Here is a 22,353-nt window from a genome sequence, read left to right as displayed (position 1 = left end):
GGTCCGGCGGGCCCGCGGCGGCCGCCGTCTCCGTCGCATCCGGGCTGCCCGTCCCGGCCGCCGTCTCCGTCGCATCCGGACTGCCCGTCCCGGCCGCCGTCTCCGTCGTGCCCGGGCCGCCGTTCCCGGCCGGGCTCCGATCCGCGGCCGGGCCGTCCGCGGAGGGCGGCACCACGGGGAGCGGGAGGGTGTCGTCGTCCTCCGTGCCGGGCGCGGGTGGCGGCGCGGGGCCCGGGTCCGGTCCGTCCGGGGCGGCGGGCCGGGTCGGGGACGGGGGCGGAGTCCGCTCCGGTGGCTCGTCCGCGTCCCGGTCCGCGCCCGCCCGGCCGGGGTCGCGTCCGCCGGTGCGGCCCGGGGGGCGTCCCGCGGTCCCCGCCGTCTTCCGTGCGGCCGGCTGCTCCGGTGTCCCGGCCGCCCTGCCTCCCGCGGCGTCGTCCCGCCTCGCCCGCCGGGACGAGCGGCTCGTGGCGCTGCCGGGCGTGCCGCCCGACGGGTGGCGCGCGGTGCCGGCTCCGGATCTCCCTCGTGTCATGTCTCGCCACTCCCAGACTGTGAGGAAAAGTGCATAAACATATGGTGGGCGACACGGCGACTATTCGCCTGCTACATGTACAAAAGGGATGTTCTTGGGAGCATGGCCCGGTGACCCAATTGACCGATCGGGGCCCCTCGTTGTCCTCGCGCGGCTACTCCGCGTCGCGTGACACCTCTGCGGTCGGGCAGGCGTTCTTCAGCGGGGTGGTGGCCGCCTGCCTCGGTCTGGGCACCATCGCCGTGGTCGTCCTGGCGCTGTGGATCGGTTCGCCGTACGCCGGCAGCGGACCGAGCGGCGCCCTGCACGTCGCGGCCGACCTGTGGCTGCTGGCGCACGGCGCGGAACTCGCCCGCCCCCAGTCGGTCGGCGGTGGCTCGGCCCCCATCGGGCTGAATCCGCTGCTGATCAGCGCACTGCCCCTGTGGCTGCTGCACCGCGCCGCCCGGCACGCCCTGGAACCTCCGGAGCCGGTCTCCGGGGGGTCGGCGCTCACCGCCCCGCCCGCCGTGCTGGCGCTCTCCACCCCGCCGCTGGTTCCGCGCCGCGCCATCGCCTGGGTGACCGGCGGCTATCTGCTGGTCGGTCTCGCCGCCGTGGTGTACGCGGCGGAGGGTCCGGTGCGGGTCCAGCCGCTGGGGGCGCTGCTGCATCTGCCCGTGGTCACCGTGGCGGTCGTCGCGGCGGGCGCCTGGACCGGGAGCGGACGCCCCTACGTCCTGCTGCCGACGGCCGTGCGGAGGCTGCTGACCACCCTGCCGGTCCCCGGTGGGGTACGGCTGGCCCGGTCACTGCACGCCCCGGACTGGCTGACCCCGCGCCGGCTGTCCGCGGCGCTGCGCGCGACCGGGGCCGGGATGCTGGCGCTGATCGGCACCGGGGCGCTGCTGACCGTGGTGTCGCTGGCCGGTCACGCGGGCGCCGTGCACGCCTCGTTCGCCCAGCTCACCGGCGCCTGGTCGGGGCGGCTGGCGGTGCTGGTGCTGAGCCTGGTCCTGCTGCCCAACGCGGTCGTCTGGGCCGGGATCTACGGGCTGGGGCCCGGCTTCACCATCGGCGCGGGCAGCACCGTGGCGCCGCTCGCCATGACCGGCTACCCGGAACTGCCGCGCTTCCCGCTGCTGGCCGCGCTGCCGGACGAGCATCCGGACGGCACCGTGCTGCACTGGCTGCTCGCGGGGCTGGTGCCGCTCGCCGTCGGGCTGTCGGTGGCCTGGTTCGTGTCGAGCGCGGCGCTGCGGCCCGTGCCCCGGGTGCGCATCCCGCACACCCGAGCGGAACCCGCGGACCCGCCGGGCCCGCCCCCGGACCGGCCGGGCACCGTGCCGGGCCCGTCCCCGGAGCCGCCGGGCCGCGCGGGAGCCGGGCGGGGGAGGACCGCCGCAGCGGCCGGGGGAGCGGGCGAAGCACGCGGCCGGGCGGCGGGCGAGGACGGGCCACCGGAGCAGCCCGCCCCGCCTGCCCGCTCCCGCCGGCCCGGCCGGTCCGGGCGGCTTTCCCGTGCGGTCCGGCGTGCCGTCCGGCCTCGGCCCTCCGGGGCGACCGGAACCGTCCGGACACCCTGGGCCCGGCGGTGCCTGCGGGCCCTGACGCCCTGCTGGCTCAGCCGCTCCCTGCGCTCGGCCCGCCGGTACCTGGGCGGAGCGTCGGAGTACACCTCGGCGGAGGGTGCCGCCAAGCCCTGGAACCACCGGGAGACCGCGGTCACGGCCGCCCTCGCGGCCTGCGGCTGCGGCCTGGCGGCCGCCCTGCTGGCCGGAGTCTCCGGCGGACCGCTGGGGGCCCGGGCCCTGGCAGACTTCGGCCCCAGCTGGTGGCAGGCGGGCGGTGCGGCCCTGGGCTGGAGCGCGCTGATCGGAGTGCCCGGGGCGCTGGCGCTCCGCTGGTTCCGTCTGGTGCACCGGGCGGCCCGTCGCCGGGCGGAGGCGGCGGCCGCGGCGGCCGGCACCGCGCCACCGCCGACCGGTCTCCGCCGGCTCACCGCCTCGGCACCCTGGCGGCGACTGTGCGGAACGCTCGGTCGTACCGGGCGGCGGACGGCCCGTGCGGTGACCCCGCGCCGCCGCCGGCCGCGCCGCGACGTCCCCCGCGTGGCCTCCGGAAAGCCGCCCGCGGAGGCCGCCCGGGCGCCGGAGGTTCCGGGGCCCTTCCTGCCGGACGAGCCGGACGTCGACCGCTGGACGGAACCCGAACCGGATCCGCGGCCCGGCCCGGAGTCGGCCGGCGACCCGGACCCGGCAGTGGGCCCGCCCGGCTACGGGTACCGCGAGGGCCCGGTGCCCGGGCTGCGGGTCGAGGGCACGGTGGCCCGCCTGCGGAGCAGGATGGGGCCGGTGCGCAGGCCGGCCACGGACCCGCCGGTCTTCGCGGACCCGGCGGACTCCCCGGAGTGGTCGGAGCGGGCGGAATGGCCGGGCGGTGCGGATCCGGCCGGCGAGCGGTGGGCGGACGACGAGGACCCGTGGGCGGGGGCCGGGGAACCCGGCCGGGAGTGGGCCGATCAACCGCGGTTCCCCTGCGGACCCGCCGCCGAACCGCCGGAGGCCGACCGGCCCGGGGGCGGGATGTAGCGCCCGCCCCGGCGCCGGGACGCAGGGGCCCGGGCACCCGCGGGGTTCCGGGAAGCGGGACGCATGACACCGGGCACCCGCAAGGCGCCCGGGAGGCGGGACGCAGGGGCCCGGGCACCCGCGGCGTTCCGGGAAGCGGGACGCATGACACCAGGCATCCGGAAGGCGCCCGGGAGGCGGGACGCAGGGGCCCGGGCACCCGCGGGGTTCCGGGAAGCGGGACGCATGACACCAGGCATCCGGAAGGCACCCGCAAGGCGGGGCGCATGGCCCGGCACCTGCAAGGTCCCGGGCCGGACACATGGCGCCGGGCACCCGCAAGGCGCCCGGGAGGCGGAAAGCATGGCCCCGGAACCGGGAAGCAAGGACCCGGGCACCCGCAGGTGCCCGGTGACCGTCGGCGCCGCACACCGGTGACGGCCGGCGCCGCACACCGGTGACGGCCGGCGCCGCACACCGGTGACGGCCGGGGCCGCACACCGGCGACCGCCGGCGCCGTACGCCGCGGGCCCGGTACGCACCGCTTCCGACGCCCGCCGGCCCGCCGCTCGACGCCGGTGGCCGAGCGGCGGGCCGGCGGGCCGATGTCGTCAGTCGTCCGTGCTGAGCAGCGGCCGGAGCTGCTCCGGCAGCTTGTCCTCGCACTGCTCGCGCGAGGTGTTGGTCAGCGCGTCGTCCACGCAGCTGTAGTAGTCGCTGTAGACCAGCTGGACGCTGTAGGTCGCCGCCACGATGACCAGCGCGATACCACCGGTCACCAGGCCGCTGATGGCCGCGGTGGCCTGCGGCTTCCGCCCGCCCGCGCGGGGGGCCGGGAGAGCGGCGCGCTGGGCGTCCGGGGCCGGCGGCGGGGCGTCCGGGGCCACTGCCGCACGGTCCGGCCTGGCGCGGCCCGGCTTGCCGCGCAGCGAGCTGATGCCCCAGTACAGCGCGAGCGCACCGAGCAGCAGGGCGATCTCCGGCAGGCTGAAGAGGGCGAAGAAGAACGCCCACATGCCCGCCAGCAGGGCGTACCGGGCGCGCCGCTGGGCCGGGTCGGTGGGATCCCAGCGGGGACCGGAGCCGCGCTGGCCGTTCTGCCCGCCCGGCCGTTCGCCCTGGTTGCCGCCCCAGCCGCCGCTCTGCCGGCCGGGCTGCCGGCTGCTCCACTGGCTGCCCCAGGCGGGCGGCTGCCGCGGGGGCTGCTGCGGGCCGCCGGAGCCGTCGTCCTGCCCGCCCGAGCCGTCGCCCGGGTCACCGGAACCGTCGCCCTGGCCGCCGTCGGGGCCCCGGCCGCCGTTGCCGTCGGGTCCGCCGGCCGGGCCCCAGGAGCCGTTGCCGCCCCCGTTGCCCCCGGGGTCGCCGGTGGGCTGGTGCCGGGGCTGCCAGGGCCGGTCCGGGCTGCCCTCCGGCGGCGGGGCGAACGGGTTGTGGTCGTCCTGGCCGCCGGGCGACGGGGAGGACGAAGGCGACTGCCGCTCCCGCAGCAGCGGCGCGTGCGGCATCCGGGCGCCCCTCATCGCCGCCCCTCGGTGGAGTCGGGGACCGGGGTGAGGCAGTGGGCCGCGCGGCGGCGTCGGTGCGGCATGTGGAGTGTGTCTTCCCCTTGTGTCGTCGTCCTGCACGCCGGGCACGGTACGGGGTGCGGCGGCGTCTGCGATACGCGAGAGGCGCCCGGAGGCGATTTCCGCGTATCCGACTACTGAACGGCCGGATGGCGCGGTGAGTGCCGCCGTGCTCCTCTTTCGTGCCGTCCGCACCGCCCGGACGGGCCCCGCGGTGCTGCGTGGGTGGGGCGGTCGGTACCACGGCGACGGATGGATTCGCAGTCCAGACGCTACCTCCCGGGTGCGCCCCCGTCCCGTAGGGGGCCTCCGGGGGGAGCTCCGCCACGCCGTCGGGGCCGGGAACGGGTGCCGGTATCGTTGCTGGCGGTCGGCGGCTTCGTAGAGTTCCCCGGAATCGGACCCTCTGCACGCTTGTACGACCGCACAAAGAGATCGCGAGGTCACCGCCGACCGCGCCGCAGACACCGCCGACCGCCACCCACACCGCCCCGCACTCCCGCTGACAGCCCCGCACCACCAGTGAGAAAGAGCCCCGCCGTGGCCTCCCCGCCTTCTCCCGCCCCGCCGGCTCCGGCCCGCCTGGTCGTCCTCGTGTCCGGTTCGGGCACCAATCTGCAGGCCCTGCTCGACGCCATCTCCGACCACGGCGCCGCCGTCTACGGCGCGGAGGTCGTCGCGGTGGGCGCGGACCGGGACGGGATCGAGGGCCTGGAACGTGCCGAGCGGCTCTCCATCCCGACCTTCGTGTGCCGGGTGAAGGACCACGCCACCCGCGCCGACTGGGACCTCGCGCTCGCCGAGGCGACCGCGGCGCACCGGCCGGACCTGGTGATCTCGGCCGGGTTCATGAAGATCGTGGGGCCGGAGTTCCTGGCCCGCTTCGGCGGCCGGTGCGTCAACACCCACCCCGCGCTGCTGCCCAGCTTCCCGGGGGCGCACGGGGTGCGGGACGCGCTGGCGTACGGCGCGAAGGTGACCGGCTGCACCGTGCACTTCGTCGACGACGGTGTCGACACCGGCCCGATCATCGCCCAGGGCGTGGTCGAGGTCCGGGACGAGGACGACGAATCCGCACTGCACGAGCGGATCAAGGAAGTCGAGCGCTCGCTGCTCGTCGATGTCGTGGGGCGCCTGGCCCGCAACGGCTACCGCATCGAGGGACGAAAGGTAAGAATCCCGTGACCGCACCCGTGACCGCCTCCGGCAGTAACCCCGAGGGCTCCGAGGGCAAGCGCCCGATCCGCCGCGCTCTGGTCAGCGTCTACGACAAGACCGGCCTGGAGGAGCTGGCGCAGGGACTGCACGCGGCCGGTGTCCAGCTGGTGTCCACCGGCTCGACCGCCGCGAAGATCGCCGCGGCCGGGGTGCCGGTCACCAAGGTCGAGGAGCTGACCGGCTTCCCCGAGTGCCTGGACGGCCGGGTGAAGACCCTGCACCCGCGGGTGCACGCCGGAATCCTCGCCGACCAGCGGCTGGAGGCCCACCGGGCGCAGCTGGCCGACCTGGGCGTGGAGCCGTTCGAGCTGGTGATCGTCAACCTCTACCCGTTCCGGGAGACCGTCGCCTCGGGCGCGAGCCCGGACGAGTGTGTGGAGCAGATCGACATCGGCGGCCCGTCGATGGTCCGCGCCGCCGCCAAGAACCACCCGTCCGTGGCCGTGGTGGTCAACCCGGCGCGGTACGCCGACGTGCTCGCGGCGGTCGCGGACGGCGGCTTCGACCTGGCCCGCCGCAAGCGGCTCGCCGCCGAGGCGTTCCAGCACACCGCCGCCTATGACGTGGCGGTGGCCAACTGGTTCGGCGAGGGCTACGCGGCGGCCGACGACTCCGGCTTCCCCGAGTTCGTCGGCGCCACCTTCACGCGCGGCAACGTGCTGCGCTACGGCGAGAACCCGCACCAGCCCGCCGCGCTGTACACCGACGGCACCGGCAGCGGTCTGGCGCACGCCGAGCAGCTGCACGGCAAGGAGATGTCGTACAACAACTACGTCGACACCGAGGCCGCCCGGCGCGCCGCCCACGACCACGGTGACCAGCCGTGCGTGGCGATCATCAAGCACGCCAACCCGTGCGGCATCGCGGTCGGCGCGGACGTCGCCGAGGCGCACCGCAACGCCCACGCCTGCGACCCGCTGTCGGCGTTCGGCGGAGTGATCGCGGTCAACCGGCCGGTGTCGGTGGCGATGGCCGAGCAGGTCGCGGACATCTTCACCGAGGTGATCGTCGCCCCGGACTACGAGGACGGCGCCGTCGAGATCCTCGCCCGCAAGAAGAACATCCGGGTGCTGCGGGTCGCCGACGCCCCCGCGCAGCCCCGGGAACTCCGCCCGATCGACGGCGGGGTGCTGCTCCAGACCAAGGACCGGCTGCAGGCGGACGGCGACGACCCGGCCAACTGGACGCTGGCCACCGGTGAGGCGCTGGACGCGGACGGCCTCGCCGAGCTGGCCTTCGCCTGGCGCGCCTGCCGTGCGGTGAAGTCCAACGCGATCCTGCTCGCCAAGGGCGGGGCGACGGTCGGCGTCGGCATGGGCCAGGTCAACCGGGTCGACTCGGCCCGGCTCGCGGTGCAGCGGGCGGGCGAGGAGCGCGCGGCCGGCTCGTACGCCGCCTCGGACGCGTTCTTCCCGTTCCCGGACGGCCTGGAGGTGCTGACCGAGGCCGGGATCAAGGCCGTGGTGCAGCCGGGTGGTTCGGTCCGTGACGAGCTGGTCGTGGCGGCTGCCGAGAAGGCGGGCGTGACCATGTACTTCACCGGTACGCGGCACTTCTTCCACTGATCGGTACCGACCGAGGCCGCGCCCCGACCGAGGGCGCGGCCTCGCGGCCGCCGTCCGTCGGCGGCCGCCGGGACACCGCCGTTCCCCTCAGCCACGGGAGCTCTCGTTGCCTGCTCGTATCGGTCCCGTCCAGCCGGGTGACCCGGCCCGGATAGGCCCCTACCGGATCATCGGACGGCTCGGCGCGGGCGGGATGGGCACCGTCCTGGCAGCCCTCGATCCCGCCGGGCTCCGGGTGGCGGTCAAGCTCATCCACCCGGCGCAGGCCGAGGATCCGGAGTTCCGCGCCAGGTTCCGGCGTGAGGTCGCGCTGTCCCGCCGGGTGTCCGGCCCCTGCCTGGTGCCGCTGCTCGCGGCCGACCCCGAGGCCGAGCGCCCATGGCTGGCCACGGCCTACGCACCGGGGCCCACCCTCGACGAACACGTGGCGGCCCACGGGCCGCTCACCGGCGGCAGCCTGTACGCCTTCGCCGTCGGTACCGTCACCGCGCTCGCGGCGGTCCACCAGGCCGGAGTGATCCACCGCGACCTGAAGCCGCAGAACGTGGTTCTCACTCCGGCCGGCCCCAGGGTCCTGGACTTCGGTATCGCCCACGCGCTCGACGGCACCAGCGTGACGCGTACCGGCATGGTGACCGGCACCCCCGGCTGGATCAGTCCGGAGGTCTACCGCACCGGCGAGGCGGGGCCGGAGGGGGACGTCTTCGCCTGGGGCGCGCTCGTGGCCTACGCCGCCACCGGCAGGATGCCGTTCGGCACCGGCGCCCCGGATGTGGTGGCCTACCGCGTCATGTCCGAACCGGCGGACACGGACGGGGTCCCGGCGGCACTCGCCGAGATCCTGGAGCGCGCCCTCGCCAAGGAGCCCGCGGACCGGCCGACCGCGGCCGAGGCCGCCGAACGGTGCGTCGCGTTGCTGGCCGCCCGGACCACTCAGGTGGTGGGCGCCGGGGCGGAACCGACGCTGGTCGACGGAGTGGTGAGCGCGGCATGGGACGTGCCGCCCCACGACGACCCCGGCTGGCCCGCTCGGCCGAGGCCGTCACGGAAGCGCACCAGTGCGGTGGCGCTCGTGGCCACGGTCGCGGCGGGGGCGCTCATCGGCGGCGCCGTCCTCCTCGTGAACCAGGACGACTCCGCCGACGCTCCGTCCGCCACCCCGTCGGGATCACGGCAGGCGCCGGCCTCCTCGTCCGCGTCCGTGACGACATCCCCGCGGGAGGAGTCGCCGGCCGGACCGGGGTCGCCGACCGGCTCGCAGCCCGTGCCAGGGCGGGGCGGAACCCCCGACGCGCCGGAGGGCGGGGTCACGGTCGTGGTCAGCGGCGACGGAACGAGCTGGGTCTCGGCCAGGGACCACCGTGGTGAACTGCTCTTCGACGGACTCCTCCGGCAGGGCGAGACCAGGACCTTCACCGACGAGGAGAAGGTCGAACTCGTCCTCGGCGACGCGAGCCGGATCCGACTCGTGGTGAACGGGGAGAAGGTCCGGGAGGAGTTCCCGTCCGGCCAGGTTCAGCGACTGTCCTACACCGCGGACGACCCCGGCAAGGGGTGAAGCGTGTCGGTCGGCGCCGAGCCGTCCGCGCGCCGGGTGACCGGGCGTGGCGCCCCCGCCCCGCCGGCCCGGCCGCTCCGTGGACCTGATTACAGCCCAAGCATCCGTATCCGGGAGAATGGACCGCATGACCGCCCAGATTCTTGACGGCAAGGCCACCGCGGCCGCGATCAAAGCCGACCTCGCCACCCGCGTCGAGGCCCTGAAGGCCCGGGGGGTCACCCCCGGCCTGGGAACCCTGCTGGTGGGGGACGACGTCGGCAGCCAGAAGTACGTGGCCGGGAAGCACCGTGACTGCGCCCAGGTCGGCATCGCGTCGATCCAGCGCGAACTGCCCGGTACCGCCACCCAGGAGGAGATCGAGGCGGTCGTACGGGAGCTGAACGACAACCCCGACTGCACCGGCTACATCGTGCAGCTGCCGCTGCCCAAGGGCATCGACACGAACCGGGTGCTGGAGCTGATCGACCCGGCCAAGGACGCCGACGGCCTGCACCCGACGAACCTCGGCAAGCTGGTGCTCAACGAGACCGCGCCGCTGCCCTGCACCCCGTACGGCATTGTGCACCTGCTGCGCCGCCACGGGGTGGAGATCAACGGGGCGCACGTGGTCGTGGTCGGGCGCGGTGTCACCGTCGGCCGGTCCATCGGGCTGCTGCTGACCCGCAAGTCGGAGAATGCCACCGTCACCCTCTGCCACACCGGCACCAAGGACCTCGCCTCCCACCTGCGGCAGGCCGACATCATCGTGGCCGCGGCGGGCGTCGGGCACCTGATCAAGCCGGAGCACGTCAAGCCCGGTGCGGCGGTGCTCGACGTGGGTGTCAGCCGGGACGGCAATGGCAAGATCGTCGGCGATGTGGACCCCGAGGTCCGCGAGGTCGCCGGCTGGGTGGCCCCGAACCCCGGCGGCGTGGGGCCGATGACCCGGGCCCAGCTGCTGGTGAACGTGGTCGAGGCCGCCGAGCGGGCCGCCGGTATCGGCGATGTCGGCTGAGGCCGGAGCCGCGGAGGGCCCGATGGCTGCCGAACCGAGGAAGTCGCGCCGCTTCCCCCTGATCACGCGGGACACCGCGCGACCGGAGGGCGGCGGCCGGGCCGCGCCGGGGGACGCACCGGCGCCGGTCCGGCAGTGGCCGCTGCTGACGGTGATGGGCGGGGTGGGCGCCGGACTGCTGGTGGTCGCCCTCGACGCGTTCCGGGCGGGCACCATCATCATCGGCCTGTCACTCATGCTGGGCGCGGCACTGCGCTGGCTGCTGCCGGAGGTCGGCATGCTGGCGGTGCGGTCCCGCTTCACCGACCTGCTCACCTACGGCGGACTCGGCTTCGTCATCGTGATGCTGTCGATGATGGCGCAGCCCGAGCCCTGGCTGAAGGTGCCGGTCCTGGAGGACGTGGTGCACTTCACGGTGCGCTGACCGGCCGCGGGGCCGGAGTTCCGTGCGGCGGTGGCCCGTCCTCCCCGAGCCCGGGGAGGACGGGCCACCGCCGTTGGGACCCGCGGTTCCCGGAACGCCGCCACCGCCCGTACCGGCGCCCCGGCCACCCGCGGAGGGTTTTCCGTGCCGGCTGGAACGCTTTACCGCGGCGGCGCGGTCAGCCGACGGGAGGCCGCGCCGCGGGCGCGGTCAGCCGACGGCCGGGGGCGCTGCTCCGGCCCCCGGGCCCGAGCCGCTGCTCCGGCCCGCGGGCCCGGCGGGCCGGCGAGCCCGGCCCCACCGGCGGGGAGACCGGAGAATCACGGCTTCTGGGATACTCCTGGGCACGGAGGGACGTCCTGGGCGCGGGCAGGGGGTAGGAAGAGGCGATGCCTCGTTGGCGGGAACTGCCGGAGGAACTCGACCCGCAGCTGTGCGAGTTCACCGGACGGCTGCGGGCGCTGGTCGACCGGAACGACCTGAGCGTGGCCGCGGTCGCCGACCGCACCGGTTACAGCAAGACGTCGTGGGAGCGGTTCCTCAACGGCCGTCTGCTGCCGCCGCGTCCGGCCGTGGAGGCACTGGCCGAGGTCACCGGCACCGACGCCGAGCACCTCACCACCCTGTGGGAACTGGCCGAACGCGCCTGGAGCCGCTCGGAGATGCGGAACGACGTCACGATGGAAGCGATACGAACAGCGCGCGCGAAGGAAGCCGTGGAACGCGCCCGCGCCGCCGCGGACAAGCCTGACGGCCGGGCCGGACGGGGCGACGGGCGCGGCGGCAGCCCGCGGCAGGACCGGACGGGCGGCCCGGCGGACGGCCGTTCCGCCGGAGCGGAGTCCGGGGCAGTGGTGGAGACGGAGAACGAGATGGAGCCCGGGAAGCGGTACGGGGACGGGCACGGGACGACGCTCGCCCCCGAGGCCGGGGAGACGCCCGAAGGCGTCCGTGGAACAGGCACCGAGACGGCTGCGGGTCCCGGGCCGGAGCCCGCACCGACATCCGGGGCCGGCCCGCGGGCGGGGACCGGTCCCGAGCCCGGGACCGGCCCGGAGACGGAGATCGCGGCCGCGACCGGTGCGGCGCCGGCCGCGGGTCAGGACGACGCGGACGGCGTGCCGGACCCTGCGGGTGACCGGGGGCCGGAACAGCCCGCGGATCCCGGGCTGGAACACCCTGCGGACCGGGTGCCGGGCTCTGCCGGTGACCGGGTGCCGGAGCCTGTGGCGGACCGTGCGCCGGAGGCGGCCGTGGACCTTACGCCGGAACGCTCGTCGGAGGGCGGTGCGCCGGAGGCGGCTGGGGGCCGGGTGCCGGAGGGTTCGCCGGAGGGTCGTACGCCGGAGGGTTCGTCGGAGGGCGGTGCGCCGGAGGCGGCTGCGGACCGGGTGCCGGAACAGCCCGCCGACCGTGCCTCGGACCGTGCGCCGGAGGCGACTGCGGGCCGGGTGCCGGAACAGCCCGCCGACCGTGCCTCGGACCGTGCGCCGGAGGCGGCCGTGGACCGTGCGCCGGAACCGGCCGCGGGCGATCCGGTGCGGCGTGACGCGGCGGGCGGCGGGGTGCCGGAGCGGCCCGTTGACCGTGCGCCGGAACCGGCCGCGGGCGATCCGGTGCGGCGTGACGCGGCGGGCGGCGGGGTGCCGGAGCGGCCCGTTGACCGTGTGCCGGAACGTATCGCCGAAGACGAGCCGGACGACCCGCCGGCGCGCATGGCCTGGCCGCTGCTGCCCATGCCCCCGACCCTGCCCGCCCCCGGCGGCGCTGCGCCCGGCCGGGGCGCGGACGGGTCCGCGCGCGGGCTCTCCGGGACCCCGTCGGCCCCGGCGCGCCCCTCCCGGGACCCGGCCGGGCCGCCGTCCGTGCGGCCGGCGGCCCGGCCGCACACCCGGGTGACGTGGGCGCGCCCCGGAAACGACACCGGCACGGTGGCCGCAGGCCGGACCGCCGTCGGCGCGGAGCCGTCGGACGCGAGCGAGCGGACCGGCGGTCACGCCAGGGCGGACACGGGCGCCGGGCTGGACATCGCCGCCCGGGCGCGCGGTCCGAGGCCGCCGCACCCGCCCGCCCGGCCGGGCGCGGGGACCGCCCCGGCGGACCCGACCGCGCTCGTGACCGGGCCGCCCCCCGGGGGCACCGCCGCGCCGAGGACCGGCCGGACGGCCGGGGCCGGTGGTGCGGCGCGGGTCGCCGGCCGGTCGGACGCCTCGTCGGCGGACTCGGCACCCCCGGCGCACCCCGCGGACCCGGCCGCGCCCGGCGACCGGATACCCGGGGCCGCGCGGCGGCCCCCGCGGTCGGTCGCGGCCGCCGCCGTGCGGCGGGTCCGGGGTCGGGCGTCGGCCAAGGCGGTCGCCGCGGCCGCGGCGGTCGGCGCCGGGCTGCTGGTGCTCTCCGGGGTGCTCCTGCTCGGCGGCGACGGCGACGACCGCCCGGCGAAGGCGTCGCCGCCGGCCCGCAGCAGCGAGCCGCTGCTGCCGCCCGGGGTCAAGTGCACCGGCCGTGACTGCGCGGGCAAGGACCCCGAGGCCATGGGGTGCGGCGACGACCGGGTGCAGACCACCGCGGACGCCATGGTCGGCAACGCCTACATCGAGGTCCGGTACAGCGCGGTGTGCGGCGCGGCCTGGGCCCGGATCGCCCACGGCAGCCCCGGGGACGAGGTCCGGGTCGCCCGGGTGGGCGAGGGCGGCGGCTCGCGGGCCGAGGAGAGCGACCGGGTGGGCACGGACGGCGGCGCCTACACCAGGATGCTCGCGGTGCCGTCCAGCGACGAGGCGGAGGCGTGTGTGACGCTCGCCGGCGGCGAGAGCGGCTGCACCCGGCCGGTCATCCGGCCCTGAGCCGGGCCGGCCGGGCCCGGGGCGTCGGCCCGTCGCCGCACCGGCCCGCCGGCCGATCCCGACCCGCCGCCGGCCTCCGGCCCCGGCCCTCTCCGCCTCGGGCGGGGCGGGCCCCTGGGCCGGACTCGCCGGTTCCCGGCCGGCCGATGGCCTCCGGCCCAGCCATCCCAGGCCGTCACCGCCTCCATCCCAGGCCGTCTCCGCCTCCGGCCCCGGCCGTCACCGCCTCCATCCCAGGCCGTCTCCGCCTCCGGCCCCGGCCGTCTCCGCCTCCGGCGGGACTCCGCGGGACCGCCGTCCCCGCGCCCCCGGCGGGGCCCCGCGGGCAACCCCGTGGACCTGCCGGGCCCCCATCCGGCCGTCACGAAATCTCCGCGAACGGAAGAGGAATGAGACCGGGGATGCGGGGCAGGCGCAGTTCGACCCCCCACGGGTATCTCCCCCACCCGGCGGCCGCCTGCTTCCCCCTCCTCAGTGAGCAGGCGGCCGCCCGTGCGGGCGGTGAGCATCGACACAGTGGGGCGGCGGACCCCGCGCGGGCGCGGGTCGGATAGCCTGACGCCCGGTATCTCGACACCAAGAGATCGATCAAAAAACACAGCGCAGGAGACCGCCATGACCCGCACTCCCGTTAATGTCACCGTCACCGGCGCCGCCGGCCAGATCGGCTACGCGCTGCTCTTCCGCATCGCCTCCGGTCACCTTCTCGGCGCGGACGTGCCGGTCAAGCTGCGTCTGCTGGAGATCCCGCAGGGCCTGAAGGCCGCCGAGGGCACCGCCATGGAACTGGACGACTGTGCCTTCCCGCTGCTCCGCGGCATCGACATCACCGACGACCCGAACGTCGGTTTCGCGGGTGCCAACGTCGCGCTGCTGGTCGGTGCCCGCCCGCGGACCAAGGGCATGGAGCGCGGTGACCTGCTGGAGGCCAACGGCGGCATCTTCAAGCCGCAGGGCAAGGCCATCAACGACCACGCCGCGGACGACATCAAGGTGCTGGTGGTCGGCAACCCGGCGAACACCAACGCCCTGATCGCGCAGGCCGCCGCGCCGGACGTACCGGCCGAGCGCTTCACCGCGATGACCCGCCTGGACCACAACCGCGCCATCTCGCAGCTGGCGAAGAAGACCGGTGCCCCGGTCTCCGAGATCCGCCGGCTCACCATCTGGGGCAACCACTCCGCGACCCAGTACCCGGACGTCTTCCACGCCGAGGTCGCGGGCAAGAACGCCGCCGAGGTCGTGAACGACGAGCAGTGGCTGGCCGACACCTTCATCCCGACCGTCGCCAAGCGCGGTGCGGCGATCATCGAGGCCCGCGGCGCCTCCTCGGCCGCCTCCGCCGCCAACGCCGCCATCGACCACGTGCACACCTGGGTCAACGGCACCGCCGAGGGCGACTGGACCTCCATGGGCATCCCGTCGGACGGCTCCTACGGCGTCCCGGAGGGCCTGATCTCCTCCTTCCCGGTCACCTGCAAGGACGGCAAGTACGAGATCGTCCAGGGCCTGGAGATCAACGAGTTCTCCCGCACCCGCATCGACGCCTCGGTGCAGGAGCTGTCGGAGGAGCGCGACGCGGTCCGCGGGCTCGGCCTCATCTGAGCCCCCTCGGTCGGCTCCCGGTCCGGCTCCCGGCCGGGCCCCCGACCGCGCCCTCGTCCGGGCGGCCGTCCCGGACCGGGGTCCACGCAACGCGGCAGGGCCGCCCGGAGTTCTCCGGGCGGCCCTGCCGCGTTCGCGGGCCCGCCCCGCGCGGGGCCGGCGGTGGCCTCTCCCGCCGCGGACTCAGCCGCGTACCGCCGCGGCGGGGGCGCCGGTCGTGAAGGTGTGCGCGAGCCGGGCGGTCGAGGTCGCCACGTCCACCGTGTAGGCGTCCACGGTCAGCCGGTCGGCGGCCGCCTTGAGCACCATGAAGCCGTGGTGGGAGAAGTCCTGCCAGCGCGCCGGGGTGCTGCCGTGCGCCTTTCCGTCACCGGACTTGCCGGCCGCCCCGCACACGATCTGCCGGGTGCCGCGGCTGCGGGTGGTCGGCTCCAGGATCTGCAGGGTGTGGTCGTGGCCGGAGAGGATCAGATCGGCCCGCCCGCACACCACCTCCTCGTACAGCTCCTTCAGGTGCACCCCGCTGGTGTAGTTGCCGATGACGAAGCCGTCGTACGAACCGGCGTTGCCGTGCTTGCCGTTGTTCAGGTACGGGTGGTGGCCGAGCACCACCTTCCACTTGGCCCGGGAGGCGGTCAGCGCGGCGTCCAGCCAGCGGCGCTGCTCCCGCATGTACGGGCCGTTCCAGTAGAAGTACGGGTCCAGCTGCACCACCGTGGAGGCCACCGGGTTGGTGTCCAGGGCGAAGAACTCCACCAGCGGGGCGCCGGAGCCGGGTGCCGTGGGCAGCGCGACCGAGTAGTACCGGGCGGGCATGTACCAGCGCCGGGAGGTGGTGGCGTAGGCGACCTCGCGGTCGCCGCGGGACGGGTCGCCGCCGCTGCCGGGTATCAGGCCGGAGCAGTCGTGGTTGCCCAGCACCATCAGCCAGGGCACGTCGATGCCGGTGTTGGGCTGCTCGAACTTGGTGGCGAACTCGTCGTCGTGCGCCGACTCCGGGCCGTTCTCGTAGAGGTTGTCGCCCAGCCCGACGGCCAGCCCCACCCCTTCGGCCTCGCAGACCCGCTTCGCGGCGGCGGCCACCGCGTACTGGGCCTCGTTGCCGGTGCCGGCGTCGCCGGTGACGAGTACCGCGTACTCCCCGCCCGGACCGGGCCGGTCGGGCAGCGGGAACTTGGTGACCGGGGTGCCGGAGGACGCCGCGGGGGCGCTGGCGGGGGCCGCGTGCGCCTGGCCCGCCGTCAACTGCGGCAGCACGGTCAGGGCGGCGGCGCCGGCGACGGCCCCGCCGAGTACGGTGCGCCGGGTCAGCGGGCCGGCGGCCGGGACGGTCCGGCCGGTGGTGGTCACGCTGCCGTCGAGGTCGAGCCACTGGGGCTCGGTGAGGTCGGGGCGCGGCGGGATGTACTCGTCATCACACATGCCCATGTTTCTCGCAGGTAACTTCACCGGACTGGTGAAGCACTGACGAAGGATGGGTGAAGGTGTTCTGTGCGCCGGGCGGTGCGCCTGCCCGGTGCGTGGGGGAATGCCCGGTATCGGGGTACGCCGATGAGATGCCGCGTGCGTCGCCGGGTGAGCGGGGCGGCCCTCCCGGCGGCGGCCCCGGCCGGATCCTGGCCGAGTCTCCGATGCGGGCGATGCCCTCGCCGCGGCGGTCGGCCGCGGCGAGGGCATCGCCGTCGTGCTTCCGGGGATCCGGTCGTGCTTCCGGGTGGGGGGCCGGTCGTTCTTCGGAGGGTCCCGGTCGTTCTTCCAGGAGCGTCTCGGAGGTCCTACCCCGAGCGTCCCGGCGGGGAGGGTCAGGCGCCCGCGCCCAACTCCTTCTCCATCTTCGCCACGTCGATGGACTCGGCCTCGGCCGGCGTGTCGGTGCCCACCGGCTTGTCGAAGTCGGAGAACGTCATGGTGGACTGGTCGGCACCGGCCTCCTCGATCTTCACCGGGTACGGCTTGCCGGTGAGGGCGACGGAGTAGGTGAGCGGCTTGCCCTCGTCGTTCTTGCCCTTCAGCTGGATGACCTGCTGGCCGTCGATCGAGGTCGGGGCGCCCTTGGTGAAGCCCTTCTCGTCGGCGGAGTCGGCGGCGGCCTTGGCCTGGATGGCCGACAGGTCGCAGACGCCGGCCATGTCCTTGAGCATGTCGTCCGAGGTGGTGCCGTACATCCACTTGCCGGAGAAGAGCTTCGAGGCCTGCTCGCCGCCCTCCGAGCCCATGGAGGTCTTCCAGAACGCGTCGTCCGGCTTCATCCAGACCTTCTCGCCGACCTTGACCAGCTCGAAGGAGCCCGCGCTGCCCATGGTCATCGAACCGCGGCAGTTGCCCGACTTGTCGAGCAGCAGATCCATCTTCATGGCCTGCCCCTCTTCCTTGCCGTCGCCCAGGATCCGCAGCGACTTCGCCTTGCCGAGCTCGGTAGTGGACTTCTCGTAGATCTCCGTGGCGGAGAGCTTGTCGACGCCGTTGGAGGCGGGCGCCTTGCTCTGCTCGCCGCCGGTGACCTTGTCGCCACCCTTGTCGCTGTCCTTGTCGTTGTCCCCACAGCCGGAGACCCCCATCACCATCGCCGCACAAGCGGCGACAGCCCAAACTCCGTACTTCTTCATGCCGAGCGCCCTACCCCTATGGATCCCGTGGATCGAGATTCGATGTTGCTTACGAACGCTTTACCTTACGTGCCCGGGCGTTTCCGGTGCACATCCAGTGACTCAGGCCACTTTCCAGCGCCGATCGCGCATACGAACGACGTCTCCGGTTAGGGGTTCGTGTTGCCGGCATTGCCGGCAGGGAAAGATCAGGAAAACCGGAAGGCAGAACACGTGTCGGCAGTCGAGACCATTTATGTGGACGGGGCGTGGCGTGCCGCCGCGTCCGGCGCGCAGCGGGAGGTCCTCGACCCCGCCGACGCCAAGTCCCTCGCCGTGGTGGCCGAGGGCGGGGTCGCGGACACCGACGCGGCGGTCGCCGCGGCGCGCCGCGCCTTCGACCACGGGCCCTGGCCCCGGACCCCGGTCGCCGAGCGGGCAGCGCTGCTGCGCCGCGTCGCCGACCTGCTGCAGCGCAACCGGGAGGCGATCGCCCTCATCGAGAGCCGGGACACCGGCAAGACCCTGGAAGAGGGGCGGGTCGACGTCGACGACGTGACGGCCGCGTTCCGCTACTTCGCCGACCAGGTCACCGCCGAGGCGGCCGGCCGGGTGGTGGACGCGGGCAGCCCGGACGTGCACAGCGTCGTGGTGTACGAGCCGGTCGGCGTCTGCGCGCTCATCACCCCGTGGAACTACCCGCTGCTCCAGGCCAGCTGGAAGATCGCCCCCGCGCTCGCGGCCGGCAACACCTTCGTCATCAAGCCCAGCGAGGTCACCCCGCTGTCCACCATCGAACTGGTGACGCTGCTGGGCGAGGCCGGGCTGCCGGCCGGCGTCGCCAACCTGGTGACCGGCGCGGGCGACCCGGTCGGCGCCCGGCTGGCCGAGCACCCCGGAGTGGACCTGGTCTCCTTCACCGGCGGCCTGGCCAGCGGCACAGCGGTGATGCGCGCCGCCGCCGACGGCGTCAAGAAGGTCGCCCTGGAGCTCGGCGGCAAGAACCCGAACGTCGTCTTCGCCGACGCCTGCGCCACCGAGGAGGGCTTCGACACCGCCGTGGACCAGGCGCTCAACGCGGCCTTCATCCACAGCGGGCAGGTCTGCTCGGCGGGCGCCCGGCTGATCGTCGAGGAGTCCGTACGCGAACGCTTCGTCGGCGAACTCGCCCGCCGCGCCGAGCGGATCCGGCTCGGCCGCGGCACCGAGGACGGGGTGGAGTGCGGACCGCTGGTGTCCGCGCAGCAGTTGGCGAAGACCGAGGCGTACGTGGCCTCCGCGCTCGCCGAGGGCGCCCGGCTGCGCTGCGGCGGCGCCCGGCCCGAGCCCTCCGCGACCCGCCCCGCCACCGGCTACTTCTACCTGCCCACCGTGCTCGACGGCTGCCACCGCGAGATGCGGGTGGTGCGGGAGGAGACCTTCGGCCCGATCCTCACGGTGGAGTCCTTCGACACCGAGGACGAGGCCGTGGCGCTGGCCAACGACACCGAGTACGGCCTGGCCGGCGCGGTCTGGTCCGCCGACACCGCCCGCGCCCGCCGGGTCGCCGCCCGGCTGCGGCACGGCACCGTGTGGATCAACGACTACCACCCCTACCTGCCGCAGGCGGAGTGGGGCGGGTTCGGCAAGTCCGGCGTCGGACGCGAGCTGGGACCCTCCGGCCTCGCCGAGTACCGGGAGGCCAAGCACGTCTACGAAAACCTCCGGCCCCGGCCGGTCCGCTGGTTCGCGGGCTGATCCGGGCACGGGCCGCCCGCCTCCCGGTCCGGGAGTCCGGGCGGCACGCGCCCGGCCCACCCGCTCATTACGCCACGCACCTTGCAGTCGAGGAGTGACTCCCCCATGTCCCAGCCCACGCTTCCCCCCACCCCGCGCCGCGCGCCGGATGCCGGCCGCCCGGCCGTGCCCACCGCGCGGTACGACTACGTCGTGGTCGGCGGCGGCACCGCAGGATCGGTGATCGCCTCCCGCCTCACCGAGGACCCCGGAACCACGGTGGCCGTGATCGAGGGCGGCCCCTCCGACGTCGACCGTCCCGAGGTGCTCACCCTGCGCCGCTGGCTCGGGCTGCTCGGTGGCGAACTCGACTACGACTACCCGACCACCCCGCAGCCGCGCGGCAACTCGCACATCCGGCACAGCCGGGCCCGGGTGCTGGGCGGATGCTCCTCGCACAACACCCTGATCTCCTTCAAGCCGCTGCCCGGCGACTGGGACGAGTGGGCCGAGGCCGGTGCCGAGGGCTGGGACGCGGCCGCCATGGACCCCTACTTCGACCGCCTCCGGAACAACATCGTGCCGGTCCACGAGAAGGACCGGAACGCCATCGCCCGCGACTTCGTGACCGCCGCTCAGGAGGCCACCGGAGTGCCGCGGGTCGAGGGGTTCAACCGCCGGCCGTTCGACGAGGGCGTCGGCTTCTTCGACCTCGCCTACCACCCGGAGGACAACAAGCGCTCCTCCGCCTCGGTGGCGTACCTCCACCCCTTCCTCGACCGGCCCAACCTCCATCTCATGCTGGAGACCTGGGCGTTCCGGCTGGAGCTGGACGGCGACCGGGCGACCAGGGTCCGGGTGCGCACCGCTGACGGCGCGGAGCTGCTGGTGGAGGCCGGCCGCGAAGTGGTGGTGTGCGCGGGCGCGGTGGACACCCCGCGGCTGCTGCTGCACTCCGGGATCGGCCCCGCGGCCGATCTGCGGAACCTCGGAATTCCGGTGGTCCACGATCTTCCCGGAGTCGGTGAAAACCTGCTGGACCACCCCGAATCGGTGATCGTCTGGGAAACCGACGGGCCGATTCCGGAGAATTCCGCGATGGATTCGGATGCGGGTCTCTTCGTCCGGCGCGACCCCGATTCGCGTGGCCCTGACCTGATGTTCCACTTCTATCAGATTCCGTTCACCGACAATCCGGAGCGAATCGGCTACCAGAAGCCGGAGCACGGCGTCTCGATGACCCCGAACATCCCCAAGCCCCGCAGCCGCGGCCGGCTCTACCTCACCAGCGCCGACCCGGACGTCAAACCGGCCCTGGACTTCCGGTACTTCACCGACGAGGAGGACTACGACGGCCGCACCCTGGTGGACGGCATCAGGATCGCCCGGGAGATCGCCCGGACCGAGCCGCTGGCCGGCTGGCTGAAGCGGGAGGTCTGCCCGGGGCCGGACGTCACCTCCGACGAGGAGCTCAGCGCGTACGCGCGCCAGGTCGCGCACACCGTCTACCACCCGGCGGGCACCTGCCGGATGGGGGCCGCCGACGACCCACTCGCCGTCGTCGACCCGCACTTGCGGATCCGCGGCCTGGCCGGGATCCGGATCGCCGACGCCTCGGTCTTCCCGACCATGCCCGCCGTGAACCCGATGATCGGCGTGCTGATGGTGGGTGAGAAGTGCGCCGAACTGCTCGCCGCAGACCTCCGGACCGGTGCCGGTGCCGTTGCCGGCGCCGAAACGGATGCCGATGCCGGCGCCGCGGTGCCGGCCGGCGAGGGCCTGCTCCGGGGCCGGGCGCCGGGTGCCGGCCTGCTCGGCGTGGGGTCGGCCGAGGGTGGTGACGCGTGATGAGTACGGACCGTCCGACCACCGGACCCACCGGGGCCACCGCCCCCACCACCCCCAGCATCCCCGTCACGCCCGCCACCTCCGACGCGCCCGCCACCCGGGACGCGTCGGCCGCGCCCACCGCCCCCGCCGCGCTTGCCGCGGTTGCGGTGCCGGCCGGGACCGCGCCGTCGGCGACCGTGCCGTCGGGCACCGGAAGCGCACCGGCCGGGGCCGGCACCGGCACCGAGAGCACCGCCCCCGAGAGCACCGGCACGGCGAAGACCGTCACCGGGAGCACCGCCGCCGAGAACACCGCCGCCGGGGACGGCGACACCCGCGCCCCGGTCTTCTCCGTCCGCAACCTGTGGAAGGTCTTCGGGCCCAGGGCCGAGCGGATCCCCGGCAGCGCCGAGGCCGACCTCTCCCCGGCCGACCTGCGGGAACGCACCGGCTGCACCGCCGCCGTGCGCGACGTCTCCTTCGACGTGCGGCCCGGCGAGGTCTTCGTCGTCATGGGCCTGTCCGGCTCCGGCAAGTCCACCCTGGTGCGCTGCCTGACCCGGCTGATCGAGCCGACCAGCGGCGCCATCGCCATCGACGGCGAGGACGTCGTCGGCATGGACCGGGCCCGGCTGCGGGACCTGCGCCGGCACCGCGCCGCCATGGTCTTCCAGCACTTCGGCCTGCTGCCGCACCGCACCGTTCTCGACAACGTCGCCTACGGCCTGGAGATCCAGGGCGTCGGGCGCGCCGAACGCCGCGCCAGGGCGGCCGAGATGGTCGCCAAGGTCGGCCTCGCCGGACTGGAGCAGCGGCGTCCCGGCCAGCTCTCCGGCGGCCAGCAGCAGCGCGTCGGCCTGGCCCGGGCGCTCGCCGCCGACCCCGAAGTACTGCTGTTCGACGAGCCGTTCAGCGCGCTGGACCCGCTGATCCGCCGGGACATGCAGGAGGAGGTCGTCCGGCTGCACCGCGAGGAGGGCCGCACCATGGTCTTCATCACCCACGACCTCAACGAGGCGCTGCGGCTGGGCGACCGGATCGCGCTGATGCGCGACGGCCGGATCGTGCAGCTCGGCACCGCGGAGGAGATCGTCGGCTCCCCGGCCGACGACTACGTCCGCGACTTCGTCCGGGACGTGCCCCGGGAACAGGTCCTGACGGTACGCGGCGCCCTGCGGCCGGCCGTCGGCGACGAGGCCGCGACCGGCCCCGCGCTCACCCCGGACACCACCGTGGCCGCCGCCATCGAGGCGGTCGCCCGCACCGGCGGCCCGGCACGGGTCATGGACGGGCCCCGACTGCTCGGCGTCGTCGACCACCAGCGGCTGCTCGCGGTGGTCGCGGGGCTGGACCGGGGGTGAAC

Annotated in this window: 14 protein-coding genes; 11 read left to right on the top strand and 3 right to left on the bottom strand. The window is 75.2% G+C overall.

The window, feature by feature from the left end:
• Positions 1–642: 642 nt before the first annotated feature.
• Positions 643–3,102, top strand: a complete 2,460-nt coding sequence (locus ACH4B3_RS16965; RefSeq protein WP_398463627.1) for a DUF6350 family protein — start codon at positions 643–645, stop codon at positions 3,100–3,102.
• Positions 3,103–3,692: 590 nt separating this feature from the next.
• Here the strand turns inward: ACH4B3_RS16965 and ACH4B3_RS16960 are convergent.
• Complete coding sequence (locus ACH4B3_RS16960; protein ID WP_398463626.1) at positions 3,693–4,586, bottom strand: hypothetical protein; 894 nt, start codon at positions 4,584–4,586, stop codon at positions 3,693–3,695.
• Between the two features lie 600 nt (positions 4,587–5,186).
• Between ACH4B3_RS16960 and purN the strand changes: the two genes are divergently transcribed.
• The 7 genes from purN to ACH4B3_RS16925 all read left to right on the top strand — a co-directional run bounded on the left by purN (position 5,187) and on the right by ACH4B3_RS16925 (position 14,859).
• Positions 5,187–5,831: a phosphoribosylglycinamide formyltransferase gene (gene purN, locus ACH4B3_RS16955; protein WP_398463625.1), complete on the top strand. Its 645-nt coding sequence runs from the start codon at positions 5,187–5,189 to the stop codon at positions 5,829–5,831.
• Positions 5,828–7,429: a bifunctional phosphoribosylaminoimidazolecarboxamide formyltransferase/IMP cyclohydrolase gene (purH, locus tag ACH4B3_RS16950; protein WP_398463624.1), complete on the top strand. Its 1,602-nt coding sequence runs from the start codon at positions 5,828–5,830 to the stop codon at positions 7,427–7,429. The genes purN and purH overlap by 4 nt, the downstream gene beginning before the upstream one ends.
• A gap of 106 nt (positions 7,430–7,535) precedes the next feature.
• Positions 7,536–8,987 carry a RodZ domain-containing protein gene (locus ACH4B3_RS16945; RefSeq protein WP_398463623.1) on the top strand — a complete coding sequence of 484 codons (1,452 nt, stop codon included), beginning with the start codon at positions 7,536–7,538 and terminating at the stop codon, positions 8,985–8,987.
• Positions 8,988–9,114: 127 nt separating this feature from the next.
• Complete coding sequence (locus ACH4B3_RS16940) at positions 9,115–9,984, top strand: bifunctional methylenetetrahydrofolate dehydrogenase/methenyltetrahydrofolate cyclohydrolase (protein ID WP_398463622.1); 870 nt, start codon at positions 9,115–9,117, stop codon at positions 9,982–9,984.
• A gap of 22 nt (positions 9,985–10,006) precedes the next feature.
• On the top strand, positions 10,007–10,408 hold the full coding sequence (locus ACH4B3_RS16935) for a DUF3017 domain-containing protein (protein WP_398463621.1): 402 nt from the start codon (positions 10,007–10,009) through the stop codon (positions 10,406–10,408).
• 389 nt (positions 10,409–10,797) lie between these two features.
• Positions 10,798–13,254, top strand: coding sequence for a DUF2690 domain-containing protein (locus ACH4B3_RS16930; RefSeq protein ID WP_398463620.1), 2,457 nt, complete (start codon positions 10,798–10,800; stop codon positions 13,252–13,254).
• 615 nt (positions 13,255–13,869) lie between these two features.
• The gene (locus ACH4B3_RS16925; protein WP_398463619.1) at positions 13,870–14,859 is read left to right on the top strand and encodes a malate dehydrogenase; all 990 of its coding nucleotides are present in this window, start codon (positions 13,870–13,872) and stop codon (positions 14,857–14,859) included.
• Between the two features lie 183 nt (positions 14,860–15,042).
• On the opposite strand, the gene ACH4B3_RS16920 is transcribed toward ACH4B3_RS16925, so the two are convergent.
• The gene (locus ACH4B3_RS16920; RefSeq protein WP_398463618.1) at positions 15,043–16,281 is read right to left on the bottom strand and encodes a metallophosphoesterase; all 1,239 of its coding nucleotides are present in this window, start codon (positions 16,279–16,281) and stop codon (positions 15,043–15,045) included.
• 380 nt (positions 16,282–16,661) lie between these two features.
• Positions 16,662–17,465 carry a hypothetical protein gene (locus ACH4B3_RS16915; protein ID WP_398463617.1) on the bottom strand — a complete coding sequence of 268 codons (804 nt, stop codon included), beginning with the start codon at positions 17,463–17,465 and terminating at the stop codon, positions 16,662–16,664.
• 213 nt (positions 17,466–17,678) lie between these two features.
• Between ACH4B3_RS16915 and ACH4B3_RS16910 the strand changes: the two genes are divergently transcribed.
• The 3 genes from ACH4B3_RS16910 to ACH4B3_RS16900 all read left to right on the top strand — a co-directional run bounded on the left by ACH4B3_RS16910 (position 17,679) and on the right by ACH4B3_RS16900 (position 22,351).
• Positions 17,679–19,181 (top strand): aldehyde dehydrogenase family protein, encoded by a 1,503-nt coding sequence (locus ACH4B3_RS16910; protein WP_398463616.1) that lies wholly within the window; start codon positions 17,679–17,681, stop codon positions 19,179–19,181.
• Positions 19,182–19,286: 105 nt separating this feature from the next.
• Positions 19,287–21,008 (top strand): GMC family oxidoreductase, encoded by a 1,722-nt coding sequence (locus ACH4B3_RS16905; protein ID WP_398463615.1) that lies wholly within the window; start codon positions 19,287–19,289, stop codon positions 21,006–21,008.
• A complete protein-coding gene (locus tag ACH4B3_RS16900; protein WP_398463614.1) occupies positions 21,008–22,351 on the top strand; it encodes a betaine/proline/choline family ABC transporter ATP-binding protein in 1,344 nt (447 codons plus the stop codon). The genes ACH4B3_RS16905 and ACH4B3_RS16900 overlap by 1 nt, the downstream gene beginning before the upstream one ends.
• Positions 22,352–22,353: the final 2 nt, after the last annotated feature.

It is taken from the genome of Streptomyces sp. NPDC018031, from assembly GCF_044327625.1.
In the GTDB taxonomy this organism is placed as follows: Bacteria; Actinomycetota; Actinomycetes; order Streptomycetales; family Streptomycetaceae; genus Streptomyces.
The sequence above is the reverse complement of the archived record's forward strand: the minus strand, read 5'-3'. Positions and strand labels throughout refer to the sequence as shown.